This is a genomic window from Streptomyces phyllanthi, assembly GCF_009377205.1.
GTDB classification, from domain to species: domain Bacteria; phylum Actinomycetota; class Actinomycetes; order Streptomycetales; family Streptomycetaceae; genus Streptomyces; species Streptomyces phyllanthi.
Genome location: NZ_VJZE01000759.1, coordinates 1 through 2654 on the forward strand (window position 1 = coordinate 1; position 2654 = coordinate 2654).

Annotated in this window: 2 protein-coding genes; both read left to right on the forward strand. The window is 67.6% G+C overall.

Going from position 1 to position 2654, the window contains the following annotated elements:
- Nucleotides 1–95: 95 nt before the first annotated feature.
- A complete protein-coding gene (locus FNH04_RS44485; RefSeq protein WP_386573470.1) occupies nucleotides 96–2057 on the forward strand; it encodes a hydantoinase B/oxoprolinase family protein in 1962 nt (653 codons plus the stop codon).
- A gap of 11 nt (nucleotides 2058–2068) precedes the next feature.
- Nucleotides 2069–2590: an acetone carboxylase subunit gamma gene (locus FNH04_RS44490; protein WP_152791917.1), complete on the forward strand. Its 522-nt coding sequence runs from the start codon at nucleotides 2069–2071 to the stop codon at nucleotides 2588–2590.
- The last annotated feature ends 64 nt before the right edge of the window (nucleotides 2591–2654 follow it).

Consider the following 2654-nt stretch of genomic DNA (forward strand, 5'->3'; position numbering starts at 1 on the left):
GTGTCTGTCTGTGGAGCTGGTGTAAGACCTCAACGGAGAACTCCGGGCGGGCAGTCGGCGATGAAGCAGAAAACCCCACGGCGCGAGCCGTAGGAATCCCCCTCGTTCACGAGGGGGAGGAAGTCAACAAGTTCATGATCAAGAACGGGTACGAGGACAACCCGCAGATCAGGCCCGGGGACATCTTCGAGAACAACGAGGTGTGGGCCGGCGGCGTGCACACACCGGACGTCATGACGGTCATCCCGGTCTTCCACGGCGACGAACTCATCGCCTGGGTCGGCGCGGTCGCCCACGAGCTGGAGGCGGGCACCTACGAGGGGCCGGGCATGTCGGTGCTCACCCCGGACCGCTACGGCGAGGGACTGCACATCAGCGCGGAGAAGGTCGGCGAGGACGACCACTTCCGTCACGACTACATGCTGCGGCTGCGCATGGGCCTCAGGAACGCCAACTGGTGGATCCTCGACGACAAGGCCAAGCTGTCCGGCTGTCTGATGGTCCGGGAGGCGCTCACCGGGATCATCGACGAGTTCGGCCTGGACTACTACCAGCAGGCCACGAAGGAGCTGATCGAGGAAGGCCGCCGGGAGTTCCTCAAGCGGGTCCGCACGACGATGGTGCCCGGCACCTACCGCGGGCTGACCATGCCCGTCCACAAGCGCAGCCACGTACCGTTCGTGCATCCGCTGGCCAAGAACGACTTCATCGACCTAGTACGCCAGGAGATGACGGTCACCGATGAGGGCCGTATAGAACTCGACTACGAGGGCTCGACCGGCTGGAGCTTCCACCCGTTCAACTGCGCCCCGGGCCCGATGAACGGCGGCTTCTGGATCACCCTGACCCAACTGCTCAACTACGACGGCCGGGTCAACGACGGCGCCTATCTGGCGGTGAAGCAGTACCTGCCCGAGGGATCGATCGTCAACGCCAACTACCAGGGCGTGGCGACCTCGCTGGCCTGGTGGACCCTCATCCCGATCTTCGCCAACGTCTGGCGGCTGATGGGCATCAGCTGGTACGCCAGGGGATTCACCGAGGAGATCCTGATGTCGACCCCGACCTGCATGGTGGGGGTCACCGGTTTCGACCAGTTCGGCGGACCGACCGGCTACAACAACTTCGAGATGGCGGGCGAGAGCTTCGGCGCCCGCGGTGTCGCCGACGGCATGGACTGCGGCAGCCCGATCTGGAACTCCGAAGGCATCCAGGGCGACGCCGAGGTCTGGGAGCTGACCGGCCCGAACGTCTACCTCGGCCGCAGCTTCGTCCCCGACCACCAGGGCTACGGGCGGTTCCGCGGCGGGTCCGGCTGGCAGTCGCTGTGGATGGTGAAGGGCTCCGACGTGGTCAACGTGACCCTGTCCGGATCCGGGTGCATGAACGGCGGCGTGTTCCACAAGGGACTCTTCGGCGGCTACCCGCCGGCCGGCTGGAAGTGCCTGTGGGCCACCGGAACCAACGTCGCGGACCTCATCGCCCGCGGCGAGAAGCTGCCCTCCAGCCTCGAAGAGGCCGAGCGCATGCTCCAGGACGGCACGATCACCGCCGAGGACTGGTACTGCGGTCCGGACAACCAGTGGTCACCGAACCTGCGGGAAGGCGACCTGTTCGGCGTGCTGTACTACGGCGGCGCGGGCTACGGCGACCCGCTGGAGCGCGAGGCCCCCGCCATCGAGAAGGACCTCGCCAACGGGCTGATGACCACCGGGGGTGCGCGCGCGGCCTACGGCTACACCGGCTCCGACACGGAGACCGAAGCCGAACGCGACCGGCGGCGGCAGGCCCGGCTGGCCGAGTCGGTGCCCGCCGCCGAGTGGTGGGAGGCCGAACGCGCCCGCGCCGCCGCGGGCGAGGTCTCGGACATGGTGCACCACGCCTTCGCCCGCTCGGCGAAGCTGTCCGACGCCCTCGTCACCCAGTACAAGGCGTTCTGGCAGCTCGAGGCGTTCCCCTACACCGAGACCGGCGAGCCGGACTTCTCCGCTCCCGCGCCCGTCGGCTTCGTCTACCCGAGCTCGTCCAGCCGCCCACGGCCGACCTCCGCTTCCTGAAGGGCACAACCATGACCGAGGACAACGACCGTTCGCGTCTCTCCGGCCAGGAGACGACGACAGCCCTGGTGCAGCGCAAGCTGTCCTGGGAGGAACTGCTCGGCCTGATGCGGGCCCCGAAGGACGAGTCCCGCTTCGCCGAAACGCTCGTCGCACTGCAGCAACTCGTCGACTGGGACGAGCAGATCCTGCTTCCCCTCGGGGAGAACCTGTTCATCGTCGCCAAGGACGGCAAGGCCATCGTCAAGACGAAGGCGGGTGCGGAACTCGGCCCCTGGAACGGGAACTGGAAGATGCACTGCCGGGTGATCGTCCGGCGCACCCGCGAGGACTTCCTCGAGATCTACCCCGAGGAACACCTCACCATCGATCCCGGCCTGGTCGAGATCCGCGAGTTCCTCTGCCCGGCCAGCGGCACGCTCCTCGACGTCGACTGCGTCCCGCCGACCTTTCCGGTCGAGGTCGACTTCACACCCGACCTGGCGACGTTCTACACCGAGTGGCTCGGCCGCGACCTGCCCGTGACGCTGTAGGACCACGGCCGGCGGGGTTGAACTCCCCTCCCCCGCCGGCCGTCTCTCCCGCTCTCACGCCGAG

Coding starts and splice junctions, on each gene's coding strand:
- FNH04_RS44490 (WP_152791917.1), top strand. CDS start 2,069: ATGACCGAGGACAACGACCGTTCGCGTCTCTCCGGCCAGGAGACGACG.